This window comes from Pseudomonas sp. (assembly GCF_049300855.1).
Taxonomy (GTDB): Bacteria; Pseudomonadota; Gammaproteobacteria; order Pseudomonadales; family Pseudomonadaceae; genus Aquipseudomonas.
In genome coordinates this window covers 1-14,337 of sequence record NZ_JBAQKH010000054.1, presented here as the reverse complement: position 1 = coordinate 14,337, position 14,337 = coordinate 1, and the positions used below count along the sequence as shown (strand labels likewise).

Annotated in this window: 11 protein-coding genes; all 11 read right to left on the bottom strand. The window is 54.5% G+C overall.

What is annotated here, in order from left to right; all coding sequences use genetic code 11:
- Positions 1 to 3: 3 nt before the first annotated feature.
- Positions 4 to 459, bottom strand: coding sequence for a hypothetical protein (locus WA225_RS25240; RefSeq protein ID WP_422610379.1), 456 nt, complete (start codon positions 457 to 459; stop codon positions 4 to 6).
- 68 nt (positions 460 to 527) lie between these two features.
- Positions 528 to 2,978, bottom strand: coding sequence for an alpha/beta hydrolase (locus WA225_RS25235; protein ID WP_422610108.1), 2,451 nt, complete (start codon positions 2,976 to 2,978; stop codon positions 528 to 530).
- A 9-nt stretch (positions 2,979 to 2,987) separates the two neighbouring features.
- Positions 2,988 to 4,382: a TIGR01777 family oxidoreductase gene (locus WA225_RS25230; protein WP_422610107.1), complete on the bottom strand. Its 1,395-nt coding sequence runs from the start codon at positions 4,380 to 4,382 to the stop codon at positions 2,988 to 2,990.
- Between the two features lie 67 nt (positions 4,383 to 4,449).
- A complete protein-coding gene (locus WA225_RS25225) occupies positions 4,450 to 5,808 on the bottom strand; it encodes a lysozyme inhibitor LprI family protein (protein WP_422610106.1) in 1,359 nt (452 codons plus the stop codon).
- A gap of 20 nt (positions 5,809 to 5,828) precedes the next feature.
- Positions 5,829 to 6,290, bottom strand: coding sequence for an XAC2610-related protein (locus tag WA225_RS25220; protein ID WP_422610105.1), 462 nt, complete (start codon positions 6,288 to 6,290; stop codon positions 5,829 to 5,831).
- Between the two features lie 8 nt (positions 6,291 to 6,298).
- Positions 6,299 to 6,724, bottom strand: coding sequence for a hypothetical protein (locus WA225_RS25215; RefSeq protein ID WP_422610104.1), 426 nt, complete (start codon positions 6,722 to 6,724; stop codon positions 6,299 to 6,301).
- A gap of 47 nt (positions 6,725 to 6,771) precedes the next feature.
- Positions 6,772 to 7,521, bottom strand: coding sequence for a lysozyme inhibitor LprI family protein (locus WA225_RS25210; RefSeq protein WP_422610103.1), 750 nt, complete (start codon positions 7,519 to 7,521; stop codon positions 6,772 to 6,774).
- Positions 7,522 to 7,739: 218 nt separating this feature from the next.
- Entirely contained in the window at positions 7,740 to 8,573 is an 834-nt protein-coding gene (locus WA225_RS25205) for a tetratricopeptide repeat protein (RefSeq protein WP_422610102.1), read from the bottom strand.
- Between the two features lie 2 nt (positions 8,574 to 8,575).
- Complete coding sequence (locus WA225_RS25200; RefSeq protein WP_422610101.1) at positions 8,576 to 11,824, bottom strand: EF-hand domain-containing protein; 3,249 nt, start codon at positions 11,822 to 11,824, stop codon at positions 8,576 to 8,578.
- Positions 11,825 to 11,840: 16 nt separating this feature from the next.
- Complete coding sequence (locus WA225_RS25195; RefSeq protein ID WP_422610100.1) at positions 11,841 to 12,854, bottom strand: tetratricopeptide repeat protein; 1,014 nt, start codon at positions 12,852 to 12,854, stop codon at positions 11,841 to 11,843.
- Positions 12,855 to 12,859: 5 nt separating this feature from the next.
- Positions 12,860 to 14,337: type VI secretion system tip protein TssI/VgrG (tssI, locus tag WA225_RS25190; RefSeq protein ID WP_422610099.1), on the bottom strand; the 1,478-nt coding region annotated here is incomplete at its 5' end.

The window sequence follows — 14,337 nt, the reverse complement described above, 5'->3', positions numbered from 1 at the left end:
CACTCACTCATCATCCATCGGCGACGATTCTACGTCGGTCATGCTCAGCAGCCGAAACTCATTGTTCACAAACTCGTAGTAACGATCCCGATTACCGCTTTCCAACGCATTCCCTTGGGAGTCTTGCTCACCGTCGAGCGTGATGCCGGACACGATGATCAAGCGGCTGTCGGGTTGGTAAACCATGCCGAAGGTGCTGCCGTCGTAAGCATTCGGTAGACCGCCAACCACTTCACCGGTCTGGGCGTCCAGCACCTCACCGCAAATGGCGCTGCCGCCACAACCTAGCCTGTGCAGGATGTAATGGCCGGCGAAGTTGACCTTGCTTTTCAGGGCTTGCACCCGTGTCTGATCCATCATTGGGTTGCTGTTCTCTTGCGGCACCAGCTTATGGTTGGGGCCGTTGAAAACTGGCGTGACGGTATAATCCTTGAAGGCTGGATCGGCAGCGAAGGCCATGGCGGTTGAAATTGCCAAGAGACTGCCCGCTACCAGTGACAGCCAGTTCATACGCAACAATAGTGTTTTCACTTCCTATCCTTCGAATTGATCAACTCCAACTCACCATCCCGATACAACACCTCACACCCCACCCACGCCGGATCCACCTGCGGCATCACCGCCGATGGCTTGCGCAGCTCCCGCAGCAACGTCGAGCCATGCGACAAGCGTCCGCCCATCCGCGCAATCACTGCCCGCGCCGTCTGGTAATGCGCGTGTCGCCCCGGATCGAGGGTGTCTTCGAGCAGGATGTCGGCGCCGAGGATGCCTTGCACCTGCCCCGGATAAATCATGAACCCGGTGGCCTGCTCCGCACCTTCGCGACCGTCCTGCCAGAAGCTGCCGTCGCGGGTGCGCACGTCGGGATGCGGCGCGAACCAATGCTCGCGGTCCGCCAGTGGCATGGCGTGATGAAGCCGGAAGAAGATGCGCATCAGGTTGTCGCGATACCACTCGCGCACTTGCAGGTAGTAGCCACGCAAGCCCGGCAGGCCGCTCGAATGGGCGAGGCGGATCAGCCCTGACCATTGCGGGAATGGTTGTAATGGCAGCTCACTCGACGCGGGTCGAGGTGTGGCTGGATCGGTTTCCCACGGCAATCGATGCGGACTGTTTTCAAGGTTGTCGTAAGCGGTCGGCGGGCGTCCGAACCAGTCGCCGCCACTGCTGGCCAGCGCTGTAGCGATGCAAAGATTGCCTTGCACCACGAACACGTAAAACCGGGTGAACCAGTCTGCGAGTTGTTTACCATCGGCAGCTTGGGCGACGAGTTCGGCCAGTTCCTGATCGAAGCGCTGCAAGCCGTTTTCAAGATTCAGCAAATGCCCGCGAGCCTTGCGTTGCATACGCAAAAACAGCGGCAACGAACGCAGCATCTTCAGCGGTTGCCATGGCAAATGCGGAGTCGCGCCACCGACTTCACCGGCGTAGTTCGCGGCGCTGATGCCCCAGTCGGCCAGCCGGGCAAGAAACAGATCATTGTTGATGTAGGACGCGCCGCCGAACACTGCGGTGAACGGCTCGTTGTCCTGCAACACCCGCGCATCCCACCGCGCCATGATCGCTGGGATGCTTACGGCGGCGCGGCGCTGGGCGTACTCAACCAGCACGCTCGGTTGCGGCGGCAGGATCTCGGCGATATTGGCGGCGGTCAGGTGGCGGCGCCAGCCGTAATCACTGATTGGCCGGTATTGCAGCAACCACAGTTGCGCGCCATCCCAAGCCCATTCGACGTCGCCGGGCACGTAGTGGAACACGCGCAGCACGTCTTGCAGAAAGCGCCACAGCAAGTCTTCGGTCAAGCCGTGGGATGGCGTGAATGTGCCGCTGCGCCAGGCATCGCCGAGCCGCGAAAGCGTTGCCCGTGAGGGGCTGACGTGACCGTCGGCCAGCGATTCGAGATGGCCTTCCACCCATTCCAGTTCTACCGAGAGATGGCGCACGAAAGCGATCCCGGACACTACCGGCGTGATAAAGCGCTGCACCACCACTTCCTCGACGCCTTCGGCCGTCAGTTCGGCAATGCGTTTCGGCACATTGGCGGTCGGCTCGCGCAGATAGGTGGTGCTCAAACCGGCATTCGCCGAATCGGCCTGATCCTCGCCATAACTGGAGGAGCGCACCGCCCAGGTCACATCAGGTTGGGCGGCGAGAAATGCCGGCAGACGCGGATCGGTGTAATCGTTGAGGGTCAGCGCTGCCGGCACCACTTGCCGCGCCAATTCAGCCAGACGCAAACGCCCGCCCTTGGTGTGCGCGACAAACCCGCGCTCGCCCGACTCCAGCCAATGCGCGAACTGCGCGGGCGAGTCGATCCACGGGTAATGACCCCAACCGGGTTTGAGGCTGATGGTCAGATCAGCGCGGGCGAGAATCGCCGACCACGCCGCCGCTTGCTCGATGCCCAGCACGGCGTCCTGATCGCCCCAAACCAGCTCGACCGGATCGGTGATCCACTCCAGCAGCGGCAACGCCGTATCGGCGCGAATCAGATCCCAGTGCGGCACAAACGCACGGCAGCGCGCATAGCCGGCGCCCATGCGCTGGTACTGCGCAGGCGTCCAGGTCTGGTGGGAGAACTTGCGCGCAAACAGCGTGGGTTTGTTCGACAGCAGCCAGTGGATGGTCTTGCGGATCGGCAGCGGTGACATCAGCGCCGGCAATCGACGCTGCCACAAAAATGCCCCAACCGGCGCCAACAGAACACTGCGCGAAAAGTGCCCGGGCCGACGCTGCAACGCGTGCAGCACCAGCAACGCATTGACCCCGACTGCCATGATCGCGCTGCCCTTCTGCGTCATCGCCAACAAGGTCTGCGCGTAGTCCGCCAGATCTTCGCAGGGTGGCTGCGGATTGGCGCCGAAGCCCGGCAACTCCAGCGGCACCACGTCGTAGCGCTGGAAGTGCGGCAGTGCGTCATCCCACCAATCGGCAGCGCTGCCGTTGCCGGCCAGCAGGTACATCAACGGCTTGCTCATGAGCGATCCTCAGGTCAGATCGCGCAGAGCGGCGTCGAGGGTTGGGTAGCGGAACGTGTAACCGGCCTCGGTCAAACGCTGCGGCACCACGCGCTGACCGTCGAAAAACAGCTGCGCCATCTCCCCCGCCATTGCACGCACTGGCGCGGCGGGAATGTGCAACCACACCGGACGCTTGAGGACTTTGCCGGCCTGCTCGGCGAACGTTGCCTGACTGACCGTTTCGGGCGCGACCATGTTGTAGGTGCCGCGCAGACTGTCATCGTTGAAAGCCCGCGCGATCACCTGAAGCACATCGTCGCGATGCACCCAACTCATGATCTGCTGACCGTCACCCATGCGCCCGCCGAAACCCAGACGGAACGGCAGCAGCAACGGCGTCAACGCACCGCCCGGGCCGAACACCACGCCGAGGCGCAGCAGCACCTGACGCACGCCAAATTCCGTGGCCGGTTGCGCGGCGGCTTCCCAACCCGCGCAGAGTTCAGCCATGAAGCCGTCACCCTGGCTGGCGTGTTCGTCGAGGCTTTCGCTGGCATCGCGCACGCCGTAGAAACCGATGGCCGAGGCTTGAATCCACAGTGCTGGTTTGTGCTTGGTGTTCCTCAGCCAAGTCATCAACGCTTCGGTGGTGCCGACTCGGCTGGCGAGCAGTTGCGCCTGACGCTTGGGAGTCCAGCTTGGGCCGGCGACGGGGGCGCCGGCGAGATTGATCACTACGTCGAAGGTGTCGTCGTGGCTGAGTTCGCTGAGCGAATGCACACAGCGGACGCGGCCGTTGAACAGGTTGGCCGCGTTCAATGGATCGCGCGTCAGTACGCTGACCGAGTGGCCGGCGGCGAACAGTTGGTTGACCAAGGCTTCGCCGATAAACCCGGTGCCGCCGGTGATCAGCACGCGTTTGAAAGCGCCACCGGCAAACGGGCTGGATTGGCTCGGTGCCTTTACTGAAGAAGCGTTTCGGCGGTCATGCCGATACAGCCAGAACAGTGGCGGCAACAACACCAGCAATGCAAAACCATCTAGCCATAGATGCGACCAAACCTGTTGTTGCGCTGAGAGCCACATATCCTGCGGCGCCCATACCAGGATGCCGGCGCTCAACCAGCCCCAGACTGCCGGGGCTTTCAAGCGATTGCCCAAGTGCACCAGCGCAAGCATGTACAGCGAATAACTTTGCAGCGTCGCGCCGAACAGCGCGAGCCACCAGACTTGCTGTTCGTGGCCGGCGGCGGGCACCGGGTCGGCGCCCCAGAATGTGAGTTCGAGGGTGTGCAGATAGCCGTCGAGTAAACCGGAGTGACCGGCCCAGGTCAGGGTGAGCCCGGCGAGAATGTGCACGATTGCGGCGACGTATAGCCAGAGCACTAGCGCTGGGCGAAGGGAGTTCGAGGGGGCTGGCATTCCGTGTCCTGAGCGCATTCCTTGGGGGTGGGGAGTTTAAAGGAAATGCGTGGGGTTTCGGGGGTTGTCAGTAGCAGTAGCTGGGTTTGATTGGTGTGGTGGAGTTTTTCTTCAAGTGTTCCAAACCGAAACTCGCGCCTTCGCTACCCTTCGCGAGAGCCAGTTGATAACAGGCCATGGCTCGGGATGGATCTTTGGTACCCCATTCGCCGCTCGCGAAGGTAGATCCCAACTTGCTGATCGCGTTGGCATTGCCCATTTTGACGGCGCCCATCAGTGCTTGCTCTGCAAGCGCAGGATTTTTGCAGGGACCGTCGGATGTTAGTTCGTTGCCATCGCAGTAAAACTCGGAAAGTCCCATCGCACCGTTCGGCAACGTAGTGGCCGCTGCTTTGAATAGTGACTCCAAAGTATCCGTCGGCACCTGCGGCGCCATGCCCGAGAGGCTCAAAACAGCGGCTTTATAACTGGCGAGTGGGTCCCCGGAGTGCGCTGCACATAACAAGTTTTCTAGCGTGGCCTCAAACAACTCAACGGTGCGAGGCTGGTCCTCCGGTGCACCCAATGCTTCGAACGCCTCGGCACGCTGGAAACAGTAACTCTCTTCCTTGCTCATCGTCGGCGTACTGGCCGCGACCAGGTCTTTCTCGCTAATAGACCAGTCTTCAACGCCTTCAAGCACCCAGCACGCCTGACGGGAAAAGTTGAAGGCTTTGACATTGCTCCAGCCGGCGCGTCGATCCACAACAGTGGAGTGGCTGTCATCGTATTCCCAAATCACCACACCCGGGGTTTTACGAGACTCGATAGGCGTCATCAACGGATAGGCCAACCCTGTCCCCTTCTCGCCCGTGGTCACAGGCTCGAAACGTCCCGGCTCGGTCTTTGGTTTTAACACCAACGATTTGACGGTAAGCGCAGTGAGCCGGCGCTGGGCTTCGACATCGGCAGAAAACACTGCCAGGAACGGTAAGAAATCCTCGGATGGGCAAGCGTCGCTGGCATTGCCTTTATCGGATAGATGCGCGGACTGTTCCGGCGCAATCTTGTCCAGATACGCCGAACGCTCACGACTCATTCTGGCGATGCACGAGTTAACCGCGAACACATGCGCCGGCATCCCCGTCTCGATCTCGAACGCCTCCAAAGGGCAATTCGCATCGCGCAATTTCAACCACGCACGCTGCGAATCTTTAACCTTCGCCGCGTACTCCGCACCCAACGCCGGATCTGCTCGATAGTCAGACTCAAGCCGCGACATCAACTGCTTGTAGCTGACATTCAACTGCGCATCGGCAGCCTTCTTCGCCGCCTCCGAGCAGGGCACCATTTCCAGGCTTGAGGTGACATGGCTGCAGTCGTCCTGCGCATAGGCCGCTGAAGCCGGCAGCAGTACGGCCAGCAGGGTTAAAACAAAACGGTTCACTGTGTTCATCCTTGAGTCATTCAGGCTTTGCGTTTGGTGAATCGGGTGATGCATTGCTTGGGTATGTTCATTTCCCAGTAGGTGCTGAGCAACGCTTTACGCTTTTTGTCGACGCGCAGGTTAACGAAGCCATCGCCGCAGTCCGGCTGCAACTCTTCGAAGGTGCCGGTTTTGACTTGGTAAATGAACACCCGGTAGTAGTGGTAAGTGCCCATGCCGTCATCGAGTTGCCAGACCGCGAAATCTTGGGCGCCGTCGAAATTGAAATCGTCGAACTGCAAATAGAGTTCGTTTTCGGCTTCAAAATCGATTGTTCGCGACTCGCTGTGCATTTCGCTTTTAACCGCGATGTTCAGCTTGGAGCCTTCGAGAACCAGCGTCGCGTCGACGCCTTTGGTTGGACTGAACGTGGTGGTTTCGGCCAACGCCGGGATCGTCCACATCAGGCCGAGCAGCGATACCGCTAGAGTTTTGAATTGCATGTACTGCCCTACTCCCACTTGCATCCGGACTCGAGAGAGGAGTCGATGCTGGTGCTGATTCCGAAGCTATAAGCCTTACCGCTGGACTGCTTTGTGTAAGACATCGAGACGATCTGCGAGCCTTGAGTCATCAACTCATAAGTCCCCGTGACCTTGCCGTTGACGATTTCGGACCAGGTTCTGGTGTGCTGCCAAGGCGCGTCCGGATCGAGGACTTCAGTCTGAGAATCCGTCAACACAATGGAAATGGGCTCACTTGAGTTGGCGTACTTCACGAAACCACCGGACCATTTGCTGGCTTCGTCGTAGTAGGTCCGGAGTTCGAACTTTACCGGGCTCGATTGGGATAGTTCGAAGCAAAGTGATTCGGTGGTGACTGCGCTTTGAGCGCCTAAAGGAAATAGCGCAAAAAAGAGAAAGAAAAGTTTGTTCATGCTCATCCAAGTAGACGCTTTCGCGCCAATGCTCTGACTTGTCCGTTTCAACGTCTGTTCTTGTCCGGTGCCAAAGCCAATTGGCGAGCACGCTCTATCGTCGCGCGAATCAGGCAGGCATCGGACCACTCACCGAAAACTGATTTATGCAATTTCGGGTCGGCCTGGCACTCCGCATCTCGAAATTTCATCCAGGCTCTTTGAGTTTCCCTCAGTGCTTTCTGACCGCTTTCGTCCAGCCGACTCATACGATCCCGATATACAGAATTCAGCAATGCATCCGCATCAGGAACCATCAGATCAAGAACACCATTTCCCGAGGGAAACCACTCAACGTCCGCCAATGCCTGTTCGCTCTCATTGTTCCAATTGTAGAGGCCGTTTTCTTCGATCTTCAGTGTGGCGGATCGCTGATGGTGATTCGTCGGATCGCTCTCGCTGACCTCCGAGCGATAAACAATTTCCAAATAGATAGGGTCGGTTGTGCGCTGAGGATCATTCAATAGCGTTTGCCGAACAATGGCCCGTTGCTTTTTGCTCTCAGTGATCTCTATCGAAAAGCACGGATCCGGCCCAGGACGTTCTGCGGACGCCTTCCTCTCCAGGCATTGATTACGAACCGCAATGGAAGGGGTATCCGAACCACCACCCACATCAACCACTCTGACAAGCAACCGGACTTCCGGGTCCTTGGAAAAGTCAGCCTGAAGGATGGTGGCAATCATCGTGCCCTCAGCCATGACCACAGGCGACAGTATTGAAAGTAAAAAAATGAGGCTGAATCTGAAAAACTGCATTCCTTGGCGTCCGTAAAAAAATCAGTGATCCGTTCAATTCTGAACGGGCCGGCGACAGAAGATAGAGTCAGAACCGACAATCGGGTCAGATCTATTTAAGTTCTCGACCAAATTCAAAACGGTCGAGCGTAACAAATAAATCCGTCCCCTTTACCAATCACCGCACATACGCCTCGGTGGTGCCCATGCCGCCCAGGATCGAAACCTCCCTCGCGTCGCTATTTCGCCCGTTCAGCAACGCGTGCAGGCACTTTTCCGGCTTTACCTTCCGCGATCATGGCGTCAGAGTATTTTTTGTAATATTTCGCAGCCTCGGAAGTTTCTTTCAAATTCCACAAAGAGTCCGCGATATTGAGCATCAGTACAGTCCGCTTACCAACTACTTCGATTCCCCGATAAATCCTCAGTGCGGACGAATCATCACCTGCTTGTGCTAGATAGAAACCGACATTGTTCAAGGCTTGGACGTTCTTACCGGCTGGGTAGCAACTCATATAAGATTCGACCCCCATGAATAGTTGGTCTTTTACAGCAAGTCCTTTCGCAGAAGCATTATTAATCAATTCCACTGACTTTATTAGGTTGTTAGGAGAAATCGTTTCCAAGTTCGGCACAATCACCTCTCCCCCATCAGTCAACCAATTTCCCCCTTTCCAACTTCCAGAACACGCTTCAGCGGAGCGTGACAAAAGTACGCAACCAGTATCCATTGAAACCATATCGCAATAATTATTCTCGGTGGCAACCACCTCTTGCCCATTGCTCAACTCTCCAAATACAGTTCGCTGAACCAACGCATATTTTTTGCTGGGCGAAAGAGAATCAGAGTTAATACCTACGCCAACTGAAGCTTTGCTCCCACTATCGTATAAATCATAGCTTTCGTTCATCTTGGAGAAGGTAGCGCGCTTCCATACAGCAGCACCTTGATCCCAAGAAGAAAACTTGAGCATCGCACCATCGGCACTCGTCACACTCGAATCTGCGGCATTACAAAAAGATCCAATTGAAAAAATTAGACACGTACCTATAAAAAATTTTGCCTTTAACATTTTCAAAGCCCTGCCTTTAAGTGATTATAACGGAGAGATGGATTCGTCATTCTTCTGTTATTACCATACAAATCGAGAACCTTCCGCTCATTCGCGCCGTGCGCCGCCCCCCAGGTATCAATATTCCTACTTACCGCCGGATTCTGGGAGAAAAATGTGTCGAGCGCTGCACCTAAATCATCCTTGACAAAGGCGGGCCTATTTATATCATGATCAAGTACTACAGCCTTTCCTAAAGGAGACTTAAATAACTTTTCGGCACTAAAGCTGTACCCCGCGGGCACTTTACTCAATGCAGCATGCAGCCTATCAATAAAATCCATTATTTGTATTTCCACGTATAGCGGGCTTGCAATTGCACACGCCATCGCAGAAACTGGCTGGCAATCAATTACCTTGCCAAAGGTCGCTTCATTACATCCAAGTTGCAGGTTTTCTTTTAGCGCCTGCTTTTCCAATTTAGCACCGTTAGCTCGAGCCTCCCCCTGATAATATAATTGCGGGGATACACCAGCTTCATCTAATTTCCAACCTTTAGATTCAAAAAATTCTACATATGCATCTGGATATTGATCCTTGAATTTTTTAATTTGATCTGGCAGCTCACCGCCACCGGTGACTTTCATTGTTTTCTGCATCGCTCCCGCAGTGATCACTTCACTGTCATAACACTGTACCCCATTGATTTTTGCTTCATTCCCCGACATGACAACAATGATTTTCTTTTCATCCGCTGTAATCCTCCCCGCAGATACTAGCTCATCCCATTGAGGAGCACTGCCTAACTCTTTATCACCGGTATGTAATGGGCCATAGTGGGTCATAGTGCTAGAATTCCAACGAGTCACTTTAACAATAGCATTGCACTCGCAGATTTTTTTAGCGGTCATATTTTTTATGAATTCAACCGGATGAAAATGCCAAACTACATCTGAACTAACAGCGGCCTTACCAGACAGCTCACTCCAAAAAACATATTTGCTTATCCGTTCTTTTTCGTGCTTCAACGTTTTTGGAGATGCTTCTAGTAATTTATCCAACTTACTCCACTTAACCGACTCCGCCTTGTCCTTCCACTCAGTTGGATGGTGAGCAATGAGCTTCGCCCAGTGACCTCTCATATCAACATTTTTCAATGCCTCAGAGAGTTCATTGCGATCAACATCCCCATCGTGGTTTTTATCAATTTTGGCGAAAAGATCTTTGAAGAACTGAGGCATGTCTTGAGGGTCGAGGAATCCATCGGCAACGGTGTTTGTTTCTTCCACGATCTGAAAACCCAATTTCTCCCAGTCGTGCTGAGTGATGAGCGTTGCGCCAGATTTTTTAACAAGTCCCTTTAACGGTTGATCATCTTCCACCACACTGACGTCATACCAGCTTTCATCGCCTTCCTTGATCACGGGAGCCTTACTTAAATCAACAACATGCTCCTTTTTGACCGGAATACTACCGGTAGCAGGCGCCTTTTTCTTGAGCTCAGCTCCTGCCAAAAGATGCAGATATTGTTTACCTATCTTCAAACCAGCAGCGTTTTGAAGAAAATTTTTTACGTCGATATCAGCAGTGAATATCTCGACATGAACCTGATACTTATTGGTTACGCCGCCATCTTCGCCTGTGAGGTTTTCTGTCAGCCCTAAGTATCCGATCGGATCACCTGCCTTGATTCCGGTACTTGCAGGCTCTACAGAATTGAAGCTACTCGGGATTACATCCCAGGCAACATATTCGTTTTCCACAATCGCCCAGAAGCTGGGAGGAAGGCTTCCATCCCCAGCCAAGCTACCGCTGCTCGTACATTTCGCCATTCGACGAATTGTCCCTGCAACATTGAGGTTCAGTACCTCTTTGCTTTCAAATTCAACCGAACTTTGAGGGTTAAGTTGCAGCGAGCCAATCTTATCACCGGCATTCTGCCCATTTTGGGCAGAGATAGGACCCTGATAAAGATCCAATCTTGTCAACGCGGTTCCTTTCACCTTACCTTGCCAATATTTTGGCTTTAAACGCTCCGGGATCGGGTCTGCCAGCCATATACGTGCGGGTTTGGAGTTTTTGTAGGGTTCTCCGTCTTTCAAGTATGCGAACCAGATCTCCTTTCCAGCCTCGCGAACTTTGTGACCGTTCTTTTTAACGCTACCTGAAAGAATTTTCCCTTTCGCATAGGTAACGTTGCCTAGGGCCTTTTGATCCAGTATTTCAAGTTTGGTCCCCGCAACGAGCTTGCCAACGTTCTGAACGCTACTGGATTCAGGGAAATCGTCGTAAGCGTTGAAGTCACTTACCTTCATGGTCACTTGAGGCTTCGGAGTTTCTTCCTCAGTCAGCGGATAACGCTTGAAGGGCAGAAGGTGCATGTACAAGCTGTAGAAATTCAACTTGTTTTGCTTGCCTTTACTCGGTCCTTCTTCTGGGTTTGGCGCAGATTTATACTCATGTCGCACCAAACAAAATGAGTTGGAATACTTCAGTTTCTTCTCATTTTCACCGAACGTAGATTCCAGATAATCTTCGTTAAGGCGATAGGCCACGACTTCACCATCAGCCATACAACGAATCGGTTCGTTCAAAATACATTGAGGTGCGCTGGCATTGCTGATGTGAATCCCACCGTGCCAGAACTTGTTACTCCCCAGCAAATAATGCCCGGATGTTTCATTCTCAAGTACCTTATATACTTCTTCCGCATCAGAAAACTGTTTACCGTCTGCTTTTCGAAATGGATATTGAAAATTTAATAACGGCACCGCTGCAGATGGAGCAGGAGCAGGTGCAGGTGCAGGTGCAGGGCTTGTACCTGTTCGAAAACTTTCCTTTGCTCTTAAGAATTTTGTAGCTTTCGGCCAATAGTAACTGGGTGGTTTGGGACCAAATATTGTTATCGCTGGCCCTGTACTATTTTGAGCACCAAATATGTGCCCAACTTCTGTAGCGGGGTTGTAGTCCTCGATAATCCCTGTATGAAAAATCGGATCACCTGGTTTGTTAGGAGTGGCATTTATCCATAAGGCGATGTCACCTCGCTTTACGCTCTGTGGCTCAATTGTTGTGTAGTAACTGGAAGTATCCATGTTACGGGTGTCTTCATACGGAATATTATATCCAGCGCCTGTCAGCAGCAGATTAACCATATGAGAACAGTCAATCTTTTTCTTACCGGCGGCGTTCGTTTGAAAACCATCGCCGCCCATTTTATAAACGTAGTCGCCACCGGTGTAGTTACTTTTTAAATCAAGTGGTTCAGTCATTTCTGCTTCCTGCAAATTAGTAGCAATAGCTGCTGTCTTCAGCTGATTGCGCTTTCAATCGATTAAAATTTTTCAGGGCAGTTTCATTACCGTTATCCGCTGCCAAGCGATAGCAGGCCAGTGCTCTTGATAAATCCCGGGTTACTAGCCCTCCCGTTTCGAAGGAGTAACCTAAATAATTCATTGCATCCGTCGACCCCATTGAGGCAGCACGAATAAGTTCTTTTTCGGCCTCATCGGGGTGTTGGCAAGCACCTTCTGCGGATGGGTTGTTTCCGTAACAATAAAATGTAGATAGAGAAGCTGCGCCATCCGCGAGGGTTGTTGCCGCAGCTTTGAAAAGCGACTCAACCTTGCCTGATTCCAACTGCGGTGCCATGCCAGAGAGGCTCAAACTCGCAGCATCCAAACTCGCCTGAGGATCCCCCGAAGCAGCGGCGCAAACATAGTTTTCCAACGCGGCCTCGAAAAACTCTCCTGTCAGATAATACTTTTCCAGTCCACCTAGACCTTCGAAACTCCGCGCGCGTTGATAGCAAATGCTCTCGGCCGTACTCATGGTCGGAGAACCCGATACAACAAGGTCTTTCTCACTAATCGACCAATCCTCAACACCTTCCAGAACCCAACACGCCTGGCGAGAAAAGTTGAAGATCTTGATGTTGCTGTTACCTGCACGCTTATCAACAACGTTGAAATGACTGTCGTCAACCGCTTCGACCTCGACACCTTCGGTCTTTCCTGTGGCTACGGGTGCCATCAGTGGAAATGCCAACGTCGAGCTCTTAACCCCAGTCGTTTGCGGATCAAAATTTCCGCTCTCCCCGGTAGGTTTCAAAACCAGCGACTTCACCGTCATCGCAGTCAAACGCTGCTGGGTTTCAGCATTTGCAGAAAACGCCGGCAGAAACTGGGAAAAGTCCTCGGACGGACATTCATCCGCATAAGCGCTGCCATGAAACAGGCTCAACAGCGACGCGGTGAAAACCGCTATCGCGATGCCATTGCTCTTCTTCAAAACACGATTCATGTCGATCACTCGGAAAACACAAAAAAAGCCTTCGGTTTAACTTTCTCAGGCGGTGCATTCAACAACGCCTGATCCATCAAACTCCCCGCCTTATCCTTATCCGCCACCCCCGGCAGCACCGGCGGCTTAATCCCAATGCCCGTGCCCGACCCAGCCGACCCACCGGCATTGATTTTGATCACCGGCCCAACCACCGTGACCCCACCGCCATCCAGCTTGATAAAGCTCCCACCCCCAAGAATGGTCAGCTCCGTCCCCGCCTCAATAACAATCTTGTCCCCAGCCTTGAGGTGTATCTCTTTCCCCACACTGGTGAGCTGCGCAGTCCCCAACTTCACATGCTGGTTCTGCCCAATCGTCAGGTGATCATCCAGCTTCGCTTCAACCTTGCGGTCGGAGATCGTGGTGCGGTGTTCTTCAGCCTTCAGCTCTGTGTAGCTGTTCTTCACCACCGTGTCGTGGCGTTCATTGCCGACCCGAATCTTCTGATCGTGCTCTACGTTTTCATCCCAATCGCGCTGGGCGTGGATGTAGATCTGCTCCGCACCTTTCTTGTCTTCAATGCGCAGTTCGTTGTAGCCACCGCCACCCGGTGAGCTAAGCGTTTTGAACACGCTGCGAGTCTTGTTCGCCGGCAAGGCGTACGGCACCGGGTTTTCCTTGTGGTACAGGCAGCCGGTGACGAGGGGCTGGTCGGGGTCACCTTCAAGGAAGGTGACGAGGACTTCCATGCCGATGCGCGGGATGGAGATGGCGCCGTAGCGGTCGCCGGCCCAGGAGCTGGAGACGCGTAGCCAGCAGCTGGTTTTGTCGTCGGCGAGGCCTTCGCGGTCCCAGTGGAATTGCACCTTGATGCGGCCGTATTGGTCGCAGTGGATTTCTTCGCCTTTGGGGCCGGTGACCATAGCGGTCTGGCTGCCGAGTACGCGCGGTTTCGGGTGTTCGAGGGCCGGGCGGTAGAACACGTCCCACGGGGTGGCGAGGAAGGTGTTGCGGTAGCCTTGGTGGAAGTCGTCCTTGTTGTCGGTGGTGTCGCTGGTCACGCCTTCTTCGAGGACTTGCGGCTGCTTGCCTTCGTGAAAGATTTCGGTGAGCAGCCACAGGTCGTTCCACTCGCTGCGCGGGTGGTCGGACATGGCCATGAAGTGGCCGCTGACCAGTTTGGTCTGGTCGCCGCGACCTTCGGCCTGGCGGTAGTCGGCGCGATGGCGTTCGAGGGCGCGCTGGCTGAGGAACTTGCCGCGCGCGCGGTCGATGAAGCGGCCCGGGTAGTCGTAGTCTTCCAGATCTGGTTCGGCGTCTTTGCTATCGAGAGCGCCTTCGGGTTTGTAGGCGGCTTCCATTTGCAGGCGCGGTTTTTCGAAGTCGTAATCGCGGCGCGTGGTGCGGCTGGTGCGGGTTTCCAGGCGCAGTTTGAAGCCTTTGATCACCGGTTCTTCGGCGACCATGCCGCTGCCCTGCACGTACGCGGTTGGCTGGCCGA

Coding starts and splice junctions, on each gene's coding strand:
- WA225_RS25215 (WP_422610104.1), bottom strand. CDS start 6,724: ATGAACAAACTTTTCTTTCTCTTTTTTGCGCTATTTCCTTTAGGCGCT.
- WA225_RS25220 (WP_422610105.1), bottom strand. CDS start 6,290: ATGCAATTCAAAACTCTAGCGGTATCGCTGCTCGGCCTGATGTGGACG.
- WA225_RS25240 (WP_422610379.1), bottom strand. CDS start 459: ATGGCCTTCGCTGCCGATCCAGCCTTCAAGGATTATACCGTCACGCCA.
- WA225_RS25200 (WP_422610101.1), bottom strand. CDS start 11,824: ATGACTGAACCACTTGATTTAAAAAGTAACTACACCGGTGGCGACTAC.
- WA225_RS25195 (WP_422610100.1), bottom strand. CDS start 12,854: ATGAATCGTGTTTTGAAGAAGAGCAATGGCATCGCGATAGCGGTTTTC.
- WA225_RS25205 (WP_422610102.1), bottom strand. CDS start 8,573: ATGTTAAAGGCAAAATTTTTTATAGGTACGTGTCTAATTTTTTCAATT.
- WA225_RS25235 (WP_422610108.1), bottom strand. CDS start 2,978: ATGAGCAAGCCGTTGATGTACCTGCTGGCCGGCAACGGCAGCGCTGCC.
- WA225_RS25230 (WP_422610107.1), bottom strand. CDS start 4,382: ATGCCAGCCCCCTCGAACTCCCTTCGCCCAGCGCTAGTGCTCTGGCTA.
- WA225_RS25210 (WP_422610103.1), bottom strand. CDS start 7,521: ATGCAGTTTTTCAGATTCAGCCTCATTTTTTTACTTTCAATACTGTCG.